Annotated in this window: 16 protein-coding genes; 7 read left to right on the forward strand and 9 right to left on the reverse strand. The window is 38.7% G+C overall.

What is annotated here, in order from left to right:
• Positions 1 to 11 precede the first annotated feature (11 nt).
• The 4 genes from secD to queA all read right to left on the reverse strand — a co-directional run bounded on the left by secD (position 12) and on the right by queA (position 4,722).
• On the reverse strand, positions 12 to 1,868 hold the full coding sequence (gene secD, locus BTO22_RS09815; protein ID WP_105055313.1) for a protein translocase subunit SecD: 1,857 nt from the start codon (positions 1,866 to 1,868) through the stop codon (positions 12 to 14).
• A 53-nt stretch (positions 1,869 to 1,921) separates the two neighbouring features.
• Entirely contained in the window at positions 1,922 to 2,254 is a 333-nt protein-coding gene (gene yajC, locus BTO22_RS09820) for a preprotein translocase subunit YajC (RefSeq protein ID WP_105055314.1), read from the reverse strand.
• A 91-nt stretch (positions 2,255 to 2,345) separates the two neighbouring features.
• Complete coding sequence (gene tgt, locus BTO22_RS09825; protein WP_105055315.1) at positions 2,346 to 3,473, reverse strand: tRNA guanosine(34) transglycosylase Tgt; 1,128 nt, start codon at positions 3,471 to 3,473, stop codon at positions 2,346 to 2,348.
• A 196-nt stretch (positions 3,474 to 3,669) separates the two neighbouring features.
• Entirely contained in the window at positions 3,670 to 4,722 is a 1,053-nt protein-coding gene (queA, locus tag BTO22_RS09830; RefSeq protein ID WP_105055316.1) for a tRNA preQ1(34) S-adenosylmethionine ribosyltransferase-isomerase QueA, read from the reverse strand.
• A gap of 243 nt (positions 4,723 to 4,965) precedes the next feature.
• Here queA and BTO22_RS09835 point away from each other — a divergent pair, with 243 nt between their 5' ends.
• Positions 4,966 to 5,409, forward strand: a complete 444-nt coding sequence (locus BTO22_RS09835; RefSeq protein ID WP_105055317.1) for a CBS domain-containing protein — start codon at positions 4,966 to 4,968, stop codon at positions 5,407 to 5,409.
• 105 nt (positions 5,410 to 5,514) lie between these two features.
• On the opposite strand, the gene aceA is transcribed toward BTO22_RS09835, so the two are convergent.
• From aceA to BTO22_RS09850, 3 genes are all read right to left on the reverse strand, one after another.
• Positions 5,515 to 6,843 (reverse strand): isocitrate lyase, encoded by a 1,329-nt coding sequence (gene aceA, locus BTO22_RS09840; protein ID WP_105055318.1) that lies wholly within the window; start codon positions 6,841 to 6,843, stop codon positions 5,515 to 5,517.
• A gap of 14 nt (positions 6,844 to 6,857) precedes the next feature.
• Positions 6,858 to 8,462 carry a malate synthase A gene (gene aceB / locus BTO22_RS09845; protein ID WP_105055319.1) on the reverse strand — a complete coding sequence of 535 codons (1,605 nt, stop codon included), beginning with the start codon at positions 8,460 to 8,462 and terminating at the stop codon, positions 6,858 to 6,860.
• A 574-nt stretch (positions 8,463 to 9,036) separates the two neighbouring features.
• Positions 9,037 to 9,936: a hydrogen peroxide-inducible genes activator gene (locus tag BTO22_RS09850; RefSeq protein ID WP_105055320.1), complete on the reverse strand. Its 900-nt coding sequence runs from the start codon at positions 9,934 to 9,936 to the stop codon at positions 9,037 to 9,039.
• Positions 9,937 to 10,066: 130 nt separating this feature from the next.
• Here BTO22_RS09850 and BTO22_RS09855 point away from each other — a divergent pair, with 130 nt between their 5' ends.
• Together BTO22_RS09855 and BTO22_RS09860 are read left to right on the forward strand one after the other, a co-directional pair.
• On the forward strand, positions 10,067 to 10,675 hold the full coding sequence (locus BTO22_RS09855) for a peroxiredoxin C (protein ID WP_060991677.1): 609 nt from the start codon (positions 10,067 to 10,069) through the stop codon (positions 10,673 to 10,675).
• Positions 10,676 to 10,956: 281 nt separating this feature from the next.
• Positions 10,957 to 11,697: a copper homeostasis protein CutC gene (locus tag BTO22_RS09860; protein ID WP_105055321.1), complete on the forward strand. Its 741-nt coding sequence runs from the start codon at positions 10,957 to 10,959 to the stop codon at positions 11,695 to 11,697.
• 72 nt (positions 11,698 to 11,769) lie between these two features.
• Here BTO22_RS09860 and BTO22_RS09865 read toward each other — a convergent pair whose 3' ends face one another.
• Together BTO22_RS09865 and BTO22_RS09870 are read right to left on the reverse strand one after the other, a co-directional pair.
• Positions 11,770 to 12,135, reverse strand: coding sequence for a NirD/YgiW/YdeI family stress tolerance protein (locus tag BTO22_RS09865; protein ID WP_105055322.1), 366 nt, complete (start codon positions 12,133 to 12,135; stop codon positions 11,770 to 11,772).
• 40 nt (positions 12,136 to 12,175) lie between these two features.
• Positions 12,176 to 12,811 (reverse strand): AcfA family outer membrane beta-barrel protein, encoded by a 636-nt coding sequence (locus BTO22_RS09870; RefSeq protein ID WP_105055323.1) that lies wholly within the window; start codon positions 12,809 to 12,811, stop codon positions 12,176 to 12,178.
• A gap of 288 nt (positions 12,812 to 13,099) precedes the next feature.
• On the opposite strand from BTO22_RS09870, the gene BTO22_RS09875 reads away from it, so the two are divergent.
• From BTO22_RS09875 to BTO22_RS09890, 4 genes are all read left to right on the forward strand, one after another.
• A complete protein-coding gene (locus BTO22_RS09875; protein WP_105055324.1) occupies positions 13,100 to 14,026 on the forward strand; it encodes a LysR family transcriptional regulator in 927 nt (308 codons plus the stop codon).
• 188 nt (positions 14,027 to 14,214) lie between these two features.
• Positions 14,215 to 15,069 carry a YadA C-terminal domain-containing protein gene (locus BTO22_RS09880; protein WP_258132529.1) on the forward strand — a complete coding sequence of 285 codons (855 nt, stop codon included), beginning with the start codon at positions 14,215 to 14,217 and terminating at the stop codon, positions 15,067 to 15,069.
• Positions 15,070 to 15,267: 198 nt separating this feature from the next.
• Positions 15,268 to 16,191 (forward strand): LysR family transcriptional regulator, encoded by a 924-nt coding sequence (locus BTO22_RS09885; protein ID WP_060991682.1) that lies wholly within the window; start codon positions 15,268 to 15,270, stop codon positions 16,189 to 16,191.
• 376 nt (positions 16,192 to 16,567) lie between these two features.
• Complete coding sequence (locus BTO22_RS09890; RefSeq protein ID WP_105055325.1) at positions 16,568 to 17,062, forward strand: hypothetical protein; 495 nt, start codon at positions 16,568 to 16,570, stop codon at positions 17,060 to 17,062.
• Positions 17,063 to 17,070 lie beyond the last annotated feature (8 nt).

The following is a 17,070-nucleotide window of genomic DNA, read 5'->3' on the forward strand; positions in this document are numbered from 1 at the left end:
ATAATGAGTCCTTAGATCGACAGCTTGTCTACGCGCTTGCCGCCGTAAACTAAATTAATCACACAACGAGTACCAACAATCGCAGTAAACATTGATGTTAAAATACCAATAGACAGCGTTACCGCGAAGCCTTTAATCGCACCAGTACCCACAGCAAACAGAATAATTGCTGTAATTAGTGTTGTAATATTTGCATCCGCAATCGTACTAAATGCGTTAGCATAACCTTGGTGAATCGCTTGTTGTGGATTACGTCCGTCTCTTAACTCTTCACGGATCCGCTCAAAGATAAGTACGTTTGCATCCACCGCCATACCTACGGTTAATACGATACCGGCAATACCAGGTAAGGTCATTGTCGCACCTGGAATCATCGACATAACACCAATAATTAATACCAAGTTAGCAGCAAGCGCTAAGTTAGCAACCAAACCAAAGCCACGGTAGTAAACCAGAGTAAACAGCATTACTGCAACCATACCCCAGATACATGCCTGAATACCCATATCAATGTTTTGTTGACCCATTGATGGACCGATCGTACGTTCTTCAACAATCGAAATTGGGGCAATTAACGCACCAGCACGAAGTAATAACGCAAGGTTATGAGCTTCAGCTTGAGAATCAATACCAGTAATTCGGAAGCTACGACCTAACGCAGACTGAATCGTCGCTTGGTTAATCACTTCTTCTGTTTTAGATAGAATCACTCGACCTTCAGGCGTACGACGACCACTGTCTTTATACTCTGTAAATACCGTAGCCATTAGCTTACCGATATTTTTACGAGAGAATGCCGTCATCTTGCTACCACCCTCACTGTCTAGTGATATGTTAACTTGTGGACGACCATATTCATCAGCACTTGAGCTTGCATCTGTAATGCTTGCACCGCCAAGAATAATACGTTTTTTCAGAACAACAGGACGACCATTACGATCTTCTTTAATCTCGCTACCCGCTGGCGCACGACCATTTGCTGCCGCAGCTAAATCTGCTTTATCATCCACTTCACGGAATTCAAGCGTTGCTGTTGCACCTAAGATTTCTTTTGCACGAGCAGTATCTTGTACACCAGGTAATTCAACTACGATGCGGCTAGCGCCTTGGCGCTGAACTAGAGGCTCTGCCACACCAAGTTCGTTAACACGGTTACGGATAATCGTAATATTTTGCTCAACGGCATAATTACGAATCTCTTGCAAACGTTGATCTGTAAACTTAGCAACAAGCTTAAATTGACCATTAGATTCTGAATCTACAAAAGTCATATCACGATGAGCATCAGACAATAATTTTTTTGCTTCAGCTAATTGCTCTTCATTACGTAAAACGACTTCAACAGCATCTTTCCCTGATTCACGAATCGCGCGGTAACGAATTTTTGCTTCACGTAAATCGGTACGGAAAGATTCTTCTTGTTGACCAATAAGTTTACTCATTGCCGCGTCCATATCCACTTCCATTAAGAAGTGAACACCGCCACGAAGGTCAAGACCTAGCTTCATTGGAGCAGCACCAATAGAAGTTAGCCAATCAGGAGTTAATGCTGCAAGGTTTAGCGCCACTACGTAATCTTTACCTAGTGATTGATTGATAATATCTCGAGCACTGATTTGAGAATCAGTATCATTAAAGCGAACAAGTACACTGCCATTTTCGAATGCAATCGACTTATAAGCAATGTCATTGTTTTTTAAATTTTCAGCGACAACATCCAGCGTAGAGGTCTGAACCTCAGTACCACGACTACCCGTGATTTGAACGGCTGGATCTTCACCATAAAGGTTTGGAAGTGCATAGAGAGCTGAGATTAGTAATACAGAGATTACCATCAAATACTTCCATAAAGGGAAACGGTTTAGCACAGCGATGTCCTTAACGAAAAATACCCCCTAGCCGAAACTAGGGGGTACAATTTTTATAGTGATTTCAGTGTGCCCTTTGGCAGAACCGCTGAAACAAAATCTTTCTTAATAGTTACTTCGTTATTCGCATTAAGCTCAATTACGATGTAATCATTTTCTTCAGATACTTTAGTGATTTTACCCACTAAACCGCCTGCAGTAAGGACTTCATCACCTTTGCCCATAGAAGACATTAGGTTTTTGTGTTCTTTTTGACGTTTCGCTTGTGGGCGATAGATCATAAAGTAGAAGATAACAGCAAACATACCAAGCATGATAAACATTTGCATACCACCGCCTTGTGGCGCTGCTTCACCAGCTGCATGAGCCTGAGAGAAAAAATTCATTTAATAACGTCCTCGTATCTAATTTTAATGTCCAATTTCTAAAATGTGACCATACACATATCCTTTAGATATATGGGTGATAACTCTGTTTTTAAAGGTCTTTTAATGGTGGAACTTCACGATCGCGACGTGCGTAGAATTCTTCTACGAACTGCTCAAAACGTTCTTCTTCCAGAGCCTTACGGATGCTCGCCATAATACGTTGATAATAACGTAGGTTATGAATCGTATTTAAACGCGCACCTAAAATTTCATTACAGCGATCTAAATGATGTAAGTAAGACTTGCTGTAATTCTGACAAGTATAACAATCACATTCAGGATCTAGTGGTGTTGTATCTGTTTTATGTTTCGCATTACGGATCTTGATCACACCGCCAGTCACAAATAGGTGACCATTACGTGCATTTCGCGTTGGCATAACACAGTCAAACATATCAATACCACGACGAACACCTTCAACCAAATCTTCTGGTTTACCAACACCCATTAGGTATCGTGGCTTATCTTCAGGTAATTGTGGACATGTATGCTCTAAAATGCGGTGCATATCTTCTTTTGGTTCACCTACTGCTAGGCCACCAACAGCATAACCATCAAAACCAATCTTAGTTAACGCTTCAACAGAAACATCACGTAGATCTTCGTATACACCACCTTGAACGATACCAAACAGTGCATTCGGGTTTTCTTGACGATCAAACTCGTTACGACTACGGTCAGCCCAACGAATAGAACGCTCCATTGAGATACGTGCTTCGTCATGCGTTGCAGGGTACGGAGTACATTCATCAAAAATCATAACGACGTCAGAACCAAGATCGTATTGGATTTGCATTGATTTCTCAGCATCCATAAAGACCTTGTCACCGTTTACAGGGCTACGGAAATGAACACCCTCTTCAGTGATCTTACGTGTCTTACCAAGACTAAATACTTGGAAACCGCCTGAATCCGTTAAGATTGGGCCTTTCCAGTTCATGAAATCATGTAAGTCACCGTGTAGCTTCATAATCTCTTGACCAGGACGCAACCATAAATGGAATGTGTTACCCAATAAGATTTCAGCACCTGTATCTTTAACTTCTTCAGGAGTCATGCCTTTAACAGTACCGTAAGTACCTACTGGCATAAATGCTGGAGTTTCAACCGTACCACGGTCAAATTGTAATTGACCACGACGTGCGCGACCTTGTTTTTTCAGTAGTTCGTACTTCACGAAACCTCCGATAAGCCAGAGAAACAATCTGACAATTTATTTAATTTGCATTCACTAATAGGGTTAATGATGCACCGCTAGATTAACAATCGTTCTATTTACTTTACCGCTAACCTAGTTGAAAACATCCAGTTTTCCTATTTCACTGATTCCATGAGTGAAATTTGAATTTATATAATGTATTAGCTTACATTAATTACGCTGTCTTTTTTGTAATAAACATCGCATCACCATAGCTAAAGAAACGATATTTATTATTCACCGCTTGCTCATACGCTTTCATCGTATTTTCATAACCAGCAAAAGCACTTACAAGCATGATAAGTGTAGACTCAGGCAAGTGGAAATTTGTCACCAATGCGTCAACAACTTGGAACTCGTATCCTGGGTAAATAAAAATTTCAGTATCATCAAAAAACGGCGCTAACTCTGTCCCTTGTTTTAATGCATGTTGGGCTGCACTTTCTAAAGAACGCACAGAGGTTGTACCAACAGAAATCACACGGCCACCACGAGCCTTAGTTGCATTAACTGCATCAACGACTTCTTGAGAGACTTCAGCGTATTCAGAATGCATGTGGTGTTCTAAAATATTATCAACACGAACCGGTTGGAATGTACCCGCACCGACATGAAGCGTAACGTAGGCAAATTCTACGCCTTTTGCTTTCATTTTTTCTAAAATGTCTGTATCAAAGTGTAAACCTGCGGTTGGAGCAGCAACAGCACCCGGCTTTTCGTTATAAACCGTTTGGTAGCGTTCTTTATCCGCGTCTTCATCCGGACGATCAATATATGGAGGAAGTGGCATATGACCAATTTCATCCAAAATATCTAATACTTTCTTTTCAGAAGTGAAACGAATTTCAAATAAGGTATCGTGACGAGCAACCATCTCTGCTTCGTATTCTTGGTTCTCACCTAACCACAGTTGGTTTCCAGGTTTTGGTGATTTAGAACAACGAACGTGAGCCAACACTGAATGTTCATCAAGTACACGCTCAACTAATACTTCTAGCTTCCCGCCAGAGGCTTTTACACCAAACATACGCGCAGGAATAACTCGAGTATTATTGAAAACAACAAGATCACCGCTCTGCACTAAATCAAGAACATCAGTAAACTGACCATCAACTAATTCTCCGCTATTACCATTTAAATGTAATAGGCGGCTTGCCGTACGCTCAGGTTGAGGATAACGAGCAATTAGTTCATCGGGTAATTCAAAGTGGAAATCGGATACTTGCATGGTTTAGTTCTTCATCAAAAATGGCAGACAGAGTAGTATATTCACGCCCAGAGCAATAGCAAGGGATGAAGCAATATACCTCTCAAATTTTGAAAAAATTAGCACTTTAATTAATGAATTTGACTTTAAACAGAGAAAGTCGCATCAATATGTTTATCTCTTCAAATCGCTATCTAGTTCGCACTTTTTTATTCGTTCTCATTCTATATTTAAAAAAGAACTTATAGATTGCAGGAGCACGCTATGTTTACCGTTAATGACATGATGACAACTCATCCTCATACTTTGCTTCGTTCCAACTCACTAGAAGATGCCAAAGCATTAATGGATGAGCATGGTATTAGGCATATTCCCATCGTAGATACTGAAGGTGCACTCGTAGGGTTAGTTACTCAGCGTGATTTATTATCAGCTCAAACGTCATGTTTAGAAAAACCAACACTAGAAGAAATATCTGCTTTAAGCATTCCACTTAATGACATCATGCATGAAAACATCATGAGCGTTTCTCCACATGGTGGATTAAAATCTGCAGCATTGTTTATGCAAAAACACAAAGTAGGATGTTTGCCCGTTGTTGACCGAGGGAAGTTGGTAGGAATTATTACTGATTCAGATTTTGTAACTATCGCCATTAACTTATTAGAATTACAAGAAGAAGTTGACCCTATGGAACTTGATGAATAATCAGTTAACTTTCAATATAAGTAGAAAAAGAAAGGGAGACTCCATTCTCCCTAAACGTGATAATACCAACCTTTCTTATTATTTGAATATCTTAAATTAAAACAGTTATGCGTTCGTTTTAAATTGCTCTTCTTCTGTTGAGCCTGTTAGTGCGGTCACTGATGAATTGCCACCTTGAATGGTATTTGTCATCTTATCAAAGTAGCCTGTACCGACCTCTTGTTGGTGTGCAACAAAAGTATAGCCCTTATCCGCTGCTTCAAACTCTTTACGTTGAACCATTTCAACATAATGACGCATTCCCTCACCTTGTGCATAAGAGTGCGCTAGTTCAAACATGTTAAACCACATGTTATGAATACCCGCTAACGTAATAAACTGGTATTTATAGCCCATATCTGCCAGCTCTTGTTGGAACTTAGCAATCGTTTCTGAATCCAGATTTTTCTCCCAGTTAAACGACGGCGAACAGTTATAGGCTAACAGTTGATCTGGATACTCTGCATGAATCGCCTCTGCAAATTTACGCGCTTCTTCTAAACATGGCGTTGCGGTTTCACACCACACTAAATCAGCATAAGGTGAATACGCCAGACCACGAGAAATGGCTTGATCAATACCTGCGGTCACTTTATAGAAACCTTCAGCTGAACGCTCACCTTCGATGAACTCTTGATCATAAGGATCACAATCTGAGGTTAGCAAATCTGCGGCATTAGCATCGGTTCTTGCAATAACCAATGTCGTTGTGCCTGCCACATCGGCTGCTAGTCGTGCAGCTACCAGTTTTTGAACCGCTTCTTGAGTTGGTACTAATACTTTGCCTCCCATGTGACCACATTTTTTTACTGACGCTAACTGATCTTCAAAGTGAACCCCAGCCGCACCTGATTCAATCATATTACGCATCAACTCATAGCCATTAAGTACACCACCAAAACCGGCTTCTGCATCGGCAACAATCGGAAGAAAATAATCAATTCCCTCTTCAGGTGTAGTTCCTGTTGACCATTGAATTTGATCCGCACGACGGAAGGCATTATTAATACGTTTCACTACCGAAGGTACCGAATCTACCGGGTATAGCGATTGGTCTGGGTACATGGTCGACGCGGTGTTGTTATCCGCTGCTACTTGCCAACCTGACAAATAAATAGCTTCAATTCCCGCCTTCGCTTGTTGGACTGCTTGTCCACCCGTTAGAGCGCCAAGACAATTTACATACCCTTTTTTTGATGAGCCATTCACCAGCTCCCATAGCCTGTCAGCCCCTTTTTGTGCAATGGTATTTTCTGGTGCAAAAGATCCTCGAAGGTTAATAACTTCTTCAGCGGTATAAGGACGAGTTACTCCATCCCAACGTGGATTTTCTGCCCAGTCTTTTTCCAATGCATCAATTTGTTGTTGGCGAGTTTGCGGTTTAAATGTCGTCATAATAGTTCCCTCTCTTATAAGTATTCATAGCCAGGTAGTGTTAAAAAGTCTGTTAGTTGATCACTGGTGGTCAATTGCTCCATCAGTTTTGCTGCTTGAGTAAATTGGCCAGAATCAAAGCGTTCTGTTCCCAATTCTTGTTCAATAACTTTCATCTCTTCTAATAACATGGTTCTAAACAAATCAGCCGTTACAACAGCGCCTGTATCTAAGGTTTTCCCATGTTGTATCCATTGCCAAATAGACGTTCGTGATATTTCTGCCGTTGCAGCATCTTCCATTAATCCATAAATAGGCACGCAACCATTTCCAGTTATCCACGCTTCAATATATTGAACTGCCACACGAATGTTATGTCGCATGCCCTCTTCTGTTCTCTCTCCTTCACAAGGTGCTAATAATTCTTCTGCGGTAATTGGATGGTCATTCTCTCGGCTAATATCCAGCTGGTTGATCCGCGAGCCTAAAACCTTGTCAAATTCCGCTCTTGCAGTATCAGCTAGCCCAGGATGAGCAACCCAAGTACCGTCGTGCCCATTATTGACTTCCAGTGATTTATCGGTTTGAATTTTATTTAATACCCAATCATTTTTTACCGGATCTTTCGATGGGATAAAGGCGGCCATTCCTCCCATCGCAAACGCTCCTCTTCGGTGACACGTTCTGATCAGTAATCGTGAATAGGCATTTAAAAACGGTTTTTCCATGGTCACCACTTGGCGATCAGGTAGCACGCGATCTGGATGATTTTTTAAGGTTTTAATGTAGCTAAAAATGTAATCCCATCGGCCACAATTTAAACCAACAATGTGCTCTTTTAAGCTGTATAGGATCTCATCCATTTCAAACACAGCAGGTAAGGTTTCAATCAATACTGTCGCTTTAATCGTACCTTGCTTTAAACCAAACTCACGCTCAGCAAAGGTAAATACATCACTCCACCACGCCGTTTCTTGGTAGGCTTGTAGTTTAGGAAGATAGAAGTACGGGCCACTGCCTTTTTTTAATGACGCCTGGTAGTTGTGATAGAAATAAAGCGCAAAATCAAACAAAGCTCCGGGAATAGCAACACCATTAAACTGTACGTGCTTTTCAGGAAGATGCAGACCACGTACACGACAAATTAATACCGCAGGATCTTGCTTAAGCTGATATACCTTTTGAATTTGAGGGGTGGTGTATTGGATTGTGCCGTTCATTGCATCTCGAAGATTAATCTGACCATTAAGTACCGCCTCCCATGACGGTGCGAGTGAATCTTCAAAATCAGCCATGAATACTTTTACATTTGCATTCAATGCATTAATTACCATCTTTCTGTCTGTTGGGCCTGTGATCTCAACACGTCGGTCTTGAAGATCACTTGGAATACCTTGAATACTCCATTTAGATTCTCGGATTGAACGTGTTTCCGTTAAAAAATCGGGCAGTTGTCCTGCGTCTATTTTTCGCTGTCTTACTTTGCGGGTTTCTAAAAGTTCAGGAACTCGATGCGCAAACTTTTCGACAAGATGGGTAAGAAAGCGAATCGCTCCTGCACTTAATACTTCATCAACTTGAGGAAGACTCGGCCCAATAATGGATAATTCTTGTTCTTTCGTCGTCATGGTATCTGTCATGGTCTGCGCCTCCGGCAAAATTACATTTGTAACTAAAACACTACGAATCAGTATTCATGTTTCATCCTATTTATCGTTCTTGCTGTTTACGTCTATTACATTCTCGAAAGAGCGAATGAATTACAACCCCTACTAAAGGCTAATACTGCCTTGATATTTCAATAAGATGTCGACATAAATCAGAAAGTTGAGTTGTGAGTAAATGCTCTATAAAGAGAATTGTCAAAGTTTAATTATTACAAACTGATAACATAACCATCAGGAAATGATCTGCTATTTACGTTGTAAAATTACACAAATTAAACTTGTAAAATTGAACATGTAAAATTCACAGTTTTAATTTCACAAAGAAAACAGCGGGATAGCATAAAAAAATGATTACACTTGATCTTATTTAGAGAAGAGTAAAAAGAAAGTGGCGATATACAACAAGAAGAGAAGAAATAAACTGGTCAGATCTGTTTGATAAGAAATATAGAAAAGTGAGAATCCGGTCACTAATTGCCCTATTATTCAAAAGTAGAAAGGCACCTATTTAAATCAATAAATAAGTGCCTTAAGTACAAAAATAAAGCTATAAAATATGCTTAACAATATCAGCCAGCTGATGAAAAGCCTGTAAACGAGAAGAGCTTGGGCGCCAAACTAAGCCAATAGCTCTCGACGCTTCTTGACCCGGAGGCTCAACCACCACAAGGTTTTGGTTATCTAATAAACCATGTTTAATCGCCATTTGAGGAATAAAGGTAGTACCTAATCCATTTGCAACCATCTGAACTAAAGTATGCAGACTGGTTGCCGTGAATGGATTAATTTTTTCTTTTTTCGTCAATTTACATGCAGAGACAGCATGTTCCGTTAAACAGTGCTCTTTCTCTAATAAAAAGACGTATTCATCAGGAAGATCATCATAACGAATCGGAGTGGAAATTGAGCGCGCTTGATCTTTACTTATGACCATCTTAAACGGGTCATGCCCTACAATTAGGCTCTCCATCCCACCGATATCAACAGGCAAAGCAAGAATAAGAACATCCAACTGACCTTGTCTCAACGCCGCTAATAAATTGGTTGTGGTGTCCTCTCTTAATAGTAGCGTCAATTGTGGATAGGTTTGATTCACTTCTTGAACTAGGTCGCACAACAAAAATGGGGCAATAGTTGGAATACAACCAACACGTAGTTGCCCTTGCATTGCATCACCTTGGCACAAGGATCCTAATTCGATTAAGTCTTGTCCTTTCGCTAATAACTCTCGTCCTTGTTCAACGACTTTTTCACCAATAGGGGTAAAAACTAATGTCTTTTTATCTCTCTCATACAATGAGCAACCAATTAATTCTTCAAGGTTTTGTATCCCTTTACTTAATGTTGATTGGCTGACAAAGCATCGTTCTGCTGCTTCACCAAAATGGCGAGTCTCATGCAGAGTAATAAAGTAGTGTAACTGTTTTAATGAAGGCCATTTGTTCATCGTTTTTCTCGATTACATCAATCTATTTAATTCGCTTTTTTCAATCATACCTTTTGTACTATAGTTTGTCCTGTTGAAACACAAAGCCAAACACGAAGTTTGGGAAATCTAATTTTTAGGAGATTCAAAAATGGTACTAGTAGGTCGTCAAGCACCAGACTTTACTGCTGCAGCTGTTCTAGGTAACGGTGAAATCGTTGATAACTTCAACTTCGCAGAATTCACTAAAGGTAAGAAAGCGGTAGTATTCTTCTACCCACTAGACTTCACTTTCGTTTGTCCTTCAGAGTTAATCGCTTTTGACAACCGTCTAGCTGATTTCCAAGCTAAAGGCGCTGAAGTAATTGGTATCTCTATCGATTCACAATTCTCTCACAACGCATGGCGTAACACTGCTATCGAAGATGGCGGCATTGGTCAAGTTAAGTACCCTCTAGTTGCTGACGTTAAGCACGAAATCTGTAAAGCATACGACGTTGAGCATCCAGAAGCTGGTGTTGCTTTCCGTGGTTCTTTCCTAATCGATGCTGACGGCCTTGTTCGTCACCAAGTAGTTAACGATCTTCCTTTAGGTCGTAACATCGACGAAATGCTACGTATGGTTGACGCACTAAACTTCCACGAGAAGAATGGTGAAGTTTGTCCAGCACAATGGGAAGAAGGCAAAGCAGGTATGGACGCATCTCCAAAAGGTGTTGCAGCATTCCTATCTGAACACGCTGACGACCTAAGCAAGTAATTGCTAACATAGAGTACTTTGCATAAAAGTACTTGAATGCACCTGATGCTCAACGGTGCATGTGGCTAGAATATTAAAAGCGTATAAACGCAGTAGCCTAAAATCAGAAAGTTTGCCTAATACTAAAAGCCCTGAAGTTATCTTCAGGGCTTTTTCTTTTCTATTGATAAAACTGGAAGCGGGCTCTTTGTTCTAACGCGTAATTCTGACGCCCTCTTCACACATCTAAAACTAAATATTCTTTATACTGAATCATTCTCCATTATTTCTATCTACACATCATGTCTATTAAAATTGAAGTCTGTATCGATAATCTAGAATCTCTGCACAATGCTATTAATGGTGGCGCAGATCGTATTGAGCTTTGCTCCTCTCTTGCATTGGGTGGATTAACACCAAGCTTTGGCTTTATGAAAAAAGCCGCCGCTATTTCTTCTATTCCCGTTTATGCGATGATCCGTCCTCGACAAGGCGATTTTCTTTATGACAACGATGATATATCGGCAATGATTGAAGATATCCACGCCGCAAAATTAGCCGGTCTGCAAGGTGTCGTATTTGGTGTATTAAAAGCAAATGGCGATATTGACATGCCTCTTGCTACTCGTTTAATGAAAATAGCCAGTGACAATGATTTAGGCGTTACTTTTCATCGTGCTGTTGATCAATGTTCTAATTATAAAAAAGCGATTGAAAATATTGCAGAGCTTGGATGCGAACGTATTCTGACATCAGGTCTAGCAGCTAATGCTTATGATGGTATTGATGTCCTATCTGAAATGGTAAAACTCGCCAATGGACGCTTTGACATATTAGCAGGTGCAGGTGTCACTGCTGACAATGCAAAAGAAATTATAGAAAAGACCGGTGTCACTGAAATTCATCTATCCGGTAAATCAACTCGTCCAAGTAAAATGAAATTAGTATTAGATGGCGTGAAGATGGGAGCTGGCGATTTGGATGATTTTATTGTCCCGGTGACGGACTCTAAAAAAATTGATGCGGTAAGACAAAGCATTTAATCAATTTAAAATACGAATAAAAAGGCCTAAGAATTATCTCTGGCCTTTTTGACACTGGGTTCAATCGAAAAATTATTTTGCTAATTGCACAGTATTTACGTCAATAGCAGTGTGTTTCCACTCTTTATCTACTTCACCTTGAATCACTAATTTTATTTCAGGAGTTGCTTCAATACCATTCCAATCACGATGATCAATCTCAACAATCATCTCACCAGTCGCATCTTTAAATTGATATTCTTCATCACCTAATGAAGAAACAATATAACCAGTTAATGTTACTGGAGTGTCATCTTTTGCCTCTTGAGCTACTTGAACTGTATTTACTGTCACCGCACTTGGGCCGGTGAATCCACCTTTAGCAATTTGAGTGTTTTGAGCAGCAAATGCACCTGTTGATACCAATACTAATGCACTTACTAATACGATTTTTTTCATTTTATTATTTCCAAATATGATTAACTTCTATAACTGCATATTAAAAGTAGTAAGCTGAACTCAACATGAACGACGTAGAATTAGCTACGCTATCCGCTTGATAACTTGCTGAAGCACCTAGCGCTAGGTTTGGGATCACCATGTATTCAATACCTACACTTGCAATCACACCTAAAGCACTTTCTGATTTAGAATTACCTGGAACATAATCCGTTGTATACTCATGATCTGTTAAATCATTTTCATATTCAGTATTTGCTGATGAATCAAATTTATATTGAGTATAAGTTAAACCTAAACCCGTTTTTAACTGTAACTTTTCATTAACATTATAGAAATACACAGGTTTAAACGTAAATTGACTTGCATCTAAATCAGCATCCCATTCACGTTCTTTAGTGTAACCAACTTTATCTGATACTAACATTTGACTACGAGAATCATCACTCTCAAATTTCTTATAACCTAATTCTAGACCAAAATCGTTAAAACGATAGCCAACAAAACCACCAAAGGCTGAACTTGAATCATCAGGATTTAATGTCACATTATCTTGTGAAAAAGTAGATGAGTAATCATGGCTCATATTCGTTACGCCATATTCTAAGCCTACGTATGGTGCAGCAAATGCGTTTGTTGATGTTGCAGCCATTAGTAAAAATAAATACTTTTTCATTGTAAATTTAATCCTATCGTTATCGTGTTGGGCTTGGTCTTAATTATCAATGTGAGTACTATAAAGAAGAGATCGTGAAGGAAGTGTGAAGATTCTCTCTATCAATTTGTATCAATTCAATTAAGAATTATTAGACTCGTTCTATAGGTTTTTAAATAGCTGTAATAATTTACAGTATTTAAAAAATACATACTTTTTCATCATAAATTCAATACAATAAGAAGAGTTAACGAAGGATGCGTAAAGAATTATTTAATAATTCAAATTTCAATAAGGAAGTAATTCAATATGGCTAAAGATCTCTTTGCAACATTAGACTTAAACTTACTAAGAACCTTTTTAATTCTTTCTCAAGAGCTCAATATGAGAAAAGCTTCTGAGCGTCTTTTTGTCTCTCAACCGGCCATAAGTCAAGCGCTACAAAAATTACGTAATCATTTTGATGATGAGCTTTTTATAAAAGTTCACCATGGATTAAAAGCAACCCCATTTTCTGAAGAATTAGCAGAAAACATTCACCCTTACCTTGATGGTTTATCTTCAATATTAAATAAATCTGAAAACTTTCAGCCAAGCGAATTGCAACAAACACTAAAAATAGCGTTAGCACCTCAAGTACTAACTTGTTTATCTGGAGCTTTGTTTCATGAAATAAGAGAACAAGCACCAAATGTTGATCTCCAATTATTTAACTGGTCAATCTCAACCTTTGATGAACTAATTAAAGGAAAATTAGATATTGCGATTAATTATGATTATGACAAGGTATCTAAAGAGTTACTCGCTAGTAATTTAATGACCGTGACAGGTTGTGTCATTATTCGAAATGATCACCCCATAAAAAAGCACGTTGCCACTCCTTATGACTTTGAGGGATATGAACTTGCCTCTTTAATAATCCCCGGTTGGAATAGCAATAAAAGTTTAGCTAGTGAAGTGCTACAACACTTAGATATTGAACATAAAGTTGGCTTTCGTTCAGAGTTACCAATGGCACTAATTGATGTTATTCAACATACAGATATGTATTTCCCATCAACTTCGTTGTTCCCAACTCATCAATATTCAGGCTTAAGACGTATTGATCTATCTCTTGGAGATATTCCCTTAAATTATCCTATTTATAGCTATTATCACCAAAGACACAAAAAGAACCCTCTGCACACTTGGCTAAATCAGTTAATTACTGATTTATTATTAGAAGCCCACCACTAATGGCTTATTAATGATCGCAATTATATCCACAATAATAAGGGTTACTTATTATTAATATAATCACAGATGATTAGAAAGTAACCGCTACTCTCCATATTATTCATTCCATCAAACGGAAACAGATTTATCGGTAAGCAAGGATGCTCATTACTAAATCTAATTTATGATTAATATATGAGAGTTATAAAATGAAAAAAACTATTCTAGCGCTATCGTTAACGGCCATCTTTTCTTCTTCTGTTATGGCAGCAACTATTGAGAATCCAACAGAACTACCAAGCATTGATAATTCAGTGCCATCAGTTGCAGATCGACCAAGCCCAGATTTTGGAAATACGCCAAACTGGGGATTAGGCCCAACTCAACCACCGATGGATAATTCTCCTGAGTACGGAAAACCAATGAATCCTACTCAACCACCAATGGATAACAATACACCGGAACGTCCAACACCAGATCATTCACCTGATTGGGGAATTAATCCAGACAAACCTGTTGACCGTCCACAACCAGATGACGCTTCTCCTGATTATGGTAAAGAAATACCTACACAACCACCAGTTGATAATAGCCCAAATCGCCCAAAACCAGACGATGCTTCTCCTGATTATGGTAAAGAAATGCCTACACAACCACCTGTAGATGACAATTCACCAGAACGTCCTGGTCCTGATTTCGGTGATACGCCAGACTGGGGGATTCCACATGTAAGTGATGGTGAACGCATCACTTCATTAGAGAATGATTTTAAAGCAATGGCTGAAGAAAATAATCGTCGCTTTAATGAACAAGATGAAAAAATCGATGGTGTTAGAGCTGGTTTACACGCCGTTGCCAATGCTCGTCCATTTGTAACAAATGGTGAGTTTGCAATCGGTGTTGGTGTTGGTTTTTCTGGCTCTAAGGAAGCATTAGCACTGGGTGGGGCTTATGGTATTAATGAACAATTAAGTGTTTCTGGTACTTTCCATTATGAATCATCAGGCAGCTACTCATCATCAGATGTTGCTGGCGGCGTTGGTCTTCAATACAGCTTTAAATAAATAACTCTCGCCCCACCAAGGATTGGTAGGGCACTTTATTCTATCTATAATTTGACCTTATTTTTAACTACACAATATTCTGTCTTTGACGTGTTATCTTATGATAGCCCTTGCCTCTGCCTCTCATCCAGAGGCTTTTTTTCTTTACCATAATGCAGTTCTCTGCTCCAATGAAATAGTATTCAAAGGAGTGATATCATGGCTAAAGACTTGTTTTCTAATTTAGACCTTAATCTTTTAAGGACTTTTATTATTCTGCATCAAGAACGAAATATGCGTAAGGCCTCTGAACGCTTATTTGTCTCTCAACCAGCAATCAGTAAAGCCCTACAACGTCTACGTGATCACTTTGGTGATGAATTATTTGTAAAAACACATCATGGCCTTCGTGCTACTGAATATGCGAATCAATTAGCAGAAAGCATCTCCCCAATACTTGATGAATTATCGTCAACATTAAATGAAAGTAATGAATTTAATCCACAAGAGCTCGATGGCGTAATTAAGATCGCTTTATCTCCTTTTCTTTTAAGCGCCATTGCCAATAGCTTATTTCAAGCAATTAGAACTGAAGCACCTAACGTTCAAGTGCAATTATTAAATTGGTCTAAATCCACAATGACCGATATCATTAATAACGAAGTTCAATTAGGAGTTAATTATGAAATTAGCCACGCTCCGAAAGAATTAATCCAAAAAGCTATAGCTCAAGACCGTTTTACTGGTTATATACGAAAAGACCATCCTTATAAAGGTAACAATATTGAAGTGAAAGATGGTGTAAATTTCGAACTAGCAACAGTAATTGCTGTTGATTGGAACTCTCACCAATCTTTAGCAGAAAAGATATTAAAGATAAGAGGATACGAAGCAAATATTGGCTTTAGATCTGAATTACCTTCAGCTGTTATTGATGTAGTTAATAACTCTGACATGCTATTCCCTGCATCTAAGTTTTTAGAAATAGAACATAACCACCAATTACGAAGCCTTAAAATTCTTTTTGATAATCAAGACATTAACCCTAAAGTCTGCGCTTATTACCACCATAAAAATCGTAATAACCATACGATGCTATGGTTAAAAAACATTCTTCAATCCTTACTTATTGATAACCAATAGTTATTAGGTCAATTAACCTCAATCATTAATAACTCAAGATTAAAGCCTCTATTCTTTTAAGGGATTGGAGGCTTTTTTGTACATTTCATATACTTCTCTCATCGGCTAGGAACGTGACTCATAACAATAGGTAGGGTAATTATGATTCTTCTTATCATGCTAATAATCCAATTTCTTTTTCTAACCCTTTGTATCAAAGCAATGATAAATGACTCTGAGTGCATTAATTACTCATTAATAAGTTTTGGTTATGAGCAAGATAAATACATGTGATTAGTGACTTACTGTATTTCTTATTACTATCTCCTCATCAAAACAATTAAAGATAAAACAAAGCACGGATGCTTTTTTAAACTATTATGAGAGAGTATCCATTATGAAAAAATCACACCTAGTTCTTGCTATCGCAACTCTATTTAGCGCAAACACTTTTGCTAATGACTTCCACCTTTCTCCTGAAATTAAAATCGGCCCTTACGGCGGCTTTGGTATTCAAGCAGGTGTCACTGACGCACTTGGCTTTGATGCGGCATTTATCAGTTATGGACGTACGGTTTATAGCAGCTCTATGTATGATGAAACTATCGACTCATATCGCTTTGGTGTTCAGCACATGTTTGGTGCTGCAAAAATTCATGGTATGCAACTTGAGGCTGGTATTGCAAATTATGATGGAAAGAAAACAAAAAGTGGTAACACAACAAAAGAAAGTGCACTCGGTTCTAGTATTGGTGCCTCTTATGTTTTCCAAGCTACTGATAATTTAGGGCTCAGAGCAGGAGTTGATTTGAATTACTTCCCAATGAGCGACACTTATATTCCTTATGATTTATCAACTAACTTCAATATTGGTATGACATTCACTTTTTAAGTAATACC

Origin of the sequence: Aliivibrio sifiae, assembly GCF_002954705.1 — a bacterium.
GTDB lineage: Bacteria > Pseudomonadota > Gammaproteobacteria > Enterobacterales > Vibrionaceae > Aliivibrio > Aliivibrio sifiae_A.